This window comes from Vreelandella sp. H-I2, from assembly GCF_052959335.1.
Window position 1 is genome coordinate 1 of sequence record NZ_JBRAMC010000017.1, and the last position, 3,197, is coordinate 3,197.

The following is a 3,197-nucleotide window of genomic DNA, read 5'->3' on the forward strand; positions in this document are numbered from 1 at the left end:
TATAAGTGCCTGACGATGACCTACTCTCGCATGGGGAGACCCCACACTACCATCGGCGCTAAGCGGTTTCACTGCTGAGTTCGGCAAGGGATCAGGTGGTTCACGCTCGCTATGGTCGTCAGGCGTAACTGGCTGTACATCATGCTGACTAGCGTTTGCTATCTTGTGATCGTCTCTTGCTATCGTGCCGCCGTTGCCTATTGGCTTGGGCCACACGCTGCGTATCCGGCGTTCGTTGATCTCTCAACACTACGTTATCACTACGACCAGACCCCTTGGGTGTTATAGGGTCAAGCCTCACGGGCCATTAGTACACGTTAGCTCAACGCCTTGCAGCGCTTCCACACCGTGCCTATCAACCAGCTGGTCTCGCTGGGCCCTTCAGGAGGCTCTAGGCCTCAGGGATGTCTCATCTTGAAGGGGGCTTCCCGCTTAGATGCTTTCAGCGGTTATCCCGTCCGACCATAGCTACCCGGCAATGCCACTGGCGTGACAACCGGAACACCAGAGGGTCGTCCACTCCGGTCCTCTCGTACTAGGAGCAGCCCTTCTCAAACATCCAACGCCCACGGCAGATAGGGACCGAACTGTCTCACGACGTTCTAAACCCAGCTCGCGTACCACTTTAAATGGCGAACAGCCATACCCTTGGGACCGACTTCAGCCCCAGGATGTGATGAGCCGACATCGAGGTGCCAAACACCGCCGTCGATGTGAACTCTTGGGCGGTATCAGCCTGTTATCCCCGGAGTACCTTTTATCCGTTGAGCGATGGCCCTTCCATACAGAACCACCGGATCACTAGAACCTGCTTTCGCACCTGCTCGACGTGTCTGTCTCGCAGTCAAGCACCCTTATGCTCTTGCACTCATTGCACGATGTCCGACCGTGCTGAGGGTACCTTCGTGCTCCTCCGTTACTCTTTAGGAGGAGACCGCCCCAGTCAAACTACCCACCACACACTGTCCTCGATCCGGATAACGGACCTGAGTGAGAACGCCAATGATGCCAGGCTGGTATTTCAAGGTTGGCTCCCTTCGAACTGGCGTCCGAAGTTCAAAGCCTCCCAGCTATCCTACACAGGCAACATCAGCGTCCAGTGTGAAGCTATAGTAAAGGTTCACGGGGTCTTTCCGTCTAGCCGCGGGTACACCGCATCTTCACGGCGATTTCAATTTCACTGAGTCTCGGGTGGAGACAGCGTGGCCATCATTACGCCATTCGTGCAGGTCGGAACTTACCCGACAAGGAATTTCGCTACCTTAGGACCGTTATAGTTACGGCCGCCGTTTACCGGGGCTTCAATCAAGAGCTTCGGCCGAAGCCTAACACCATCATTTAACCTTCCGGCACCGGGCAGGCGTCACACCCTATACGTCCGCTTGCGCGTTAGCAGAGTGCTGTGTTTTTAATAAACAGTTGCAGCCACCTGGTATCTTCGACCGGTTCGGGCTAGGAGAGCAAGTCTCGTCACCCTACGCCGGCGTGCCTTCTCCCGAAGTTACGGCACCATTTTGCCTAGTTCCTTCACCCGAGTTCTCTCAAGCGCCTTGGGATTCTCACCCTGACCACCTGTGTCGGTTTGGGGTACGGTCGCACATGATCTGAAGCTTAGAGGCTTTTCCTGGAAGCGTGGCATCAGTGACTTCCTGACCGTGGTCAGTTCGTTTCGTGTCTCGGCCTTGAGAGTCCGGATTTGCCTAAACTCTCAGCCTACTCACTTTCACCAGGACAACCAACGCCTGGCTCACCTAGCCTTCTTCGTCCCCCCATCGCAACCATGTCCGGTACGGGAATATTGACCCGTTTCCCATCGACTACGCCTTTCGGCCTCGCCTTAGGGGCCGACTCACTCTGCTCCGATTAGCGTCGAACAGAAACCCTTGGTCTTCCGGCGAGGGAGTTTTTCACTCCCTTTATCGTTACTCATGTCAGCATTCGCACTCGTGATACCTCCAGCAGACTTCTCAATCCACCTTCATTGGCTTACACGACGCTCCTCTACCGCTCATTCAAAGAATGAACCCGTAGCTTCGGTACCTGGTTTAGCCCCGTTACATCTTCCGCGCAGGCCGACTCGACTAGTGAGCTATTACGCTTTCTTTAAAGGATGGCTGCTTCTAAGCCAACCTCCTAGCTGTCTGAGCCTTCCCACATCGTTTCCCACTTAACCAGGATTTCGGGACCTTAGCTGACGGTCTGGGTTGTTTCCCTTTTCACGACGGACGTTAGCACCCGCCGTGTGTCTCCCACGCGTTACTCACCGGTATTCGGAGTTTGCCTCGGGTTGGTAAGTCGGGATGACCCCCTAGCCGAAACAGTGCTCTACCCCCGGCGGTACTACGTGAGGCGCTACCTAAATAGCTTTCGAGGAGAACCAGCTATCTCCGAGCTTGATTAGCCTTTCACTCCGATCCACAAGTCATCCAAATCTTTTTCAACAGATCCTGGTTCGGGCCTCCAATTGATGTTACTCAATCTTCACCCTGCTCATGGATAGATCGCTCGGTTTCGGGTCTATATCCAGCGACTGTGTCGCCCAGTTAAGACTCGGTTTCCCTACGGCTCCCCTATACGGTTAACCTCGCCACTGAATATAAGTCGCTGACCCATTATACAAAAGGTACGCAGTCACAGAACAAGTCTGCTCCTACTGCTTGTACGCACACGGTTTCAGGATCTATTTCACTCCCCTCTCCGGGGTTCTTTTCGCCTTTCCCTCACGGTACTGGTTCACTATCGGTCAGCCAGGAGTATTTAGCCTTGGAGGATGGTCCCCCCGTCTTCAGTCAAGGTTTCTCGTGCCCCGACCTACTCGATTTCACATGATCAGATTTTCGACTACGGGGCTATCACCCGCTACGGCCGCGCTTCCCAACGCGTTCGCCTAATCAGTCTCATGCTTAAGGGCTGGTCCCCGTTCGCTCGCCGCTACTAGGGGAATCTCGGTTGATTTCTTTTCCTCAGGGTACTTAGATGTTTCAGTTCCCCTGGTTCGCCTCGTACATCTATGTATTCAATGCACGATACCGATCTTATGATCGGTGGGTTTCCCCATTCAGAGATGTCCGGGTCACAGGTTGTTGCCACCTCACCGAACCTTATCGCAGGCTACCACGTCTTTCATCGCCTCTGGCTGCCTAGGCATCCACCGTGTGCGCTTCATTGCTTGACCCTATAACCCGAAGGAGTCTGGG

The 3,197-nt window shown here is 54.4% G+C and carries 2 rRNA genes; both read right to left on the reverse strand.

Features of this window, described 5'->3' with window-relative positions:
* Nucleotides 1–7: 7 nt before the first annotated feature.
* Nucleotides 8–123, reverse strand: a 5S ribosomal RNA gene (gene rrf, locus ACUVOF_RS21895).
* A gap of 163 nt (nt 124–286) precedes the next feature.
* A 23S ribosomal RNA gene (locus ACUVOF_RS21900) occupies nt 287–3,175 on the reverse strand.
* Nucleotides 3,176–3,197 lie beyond the last annotated feature (22 nt).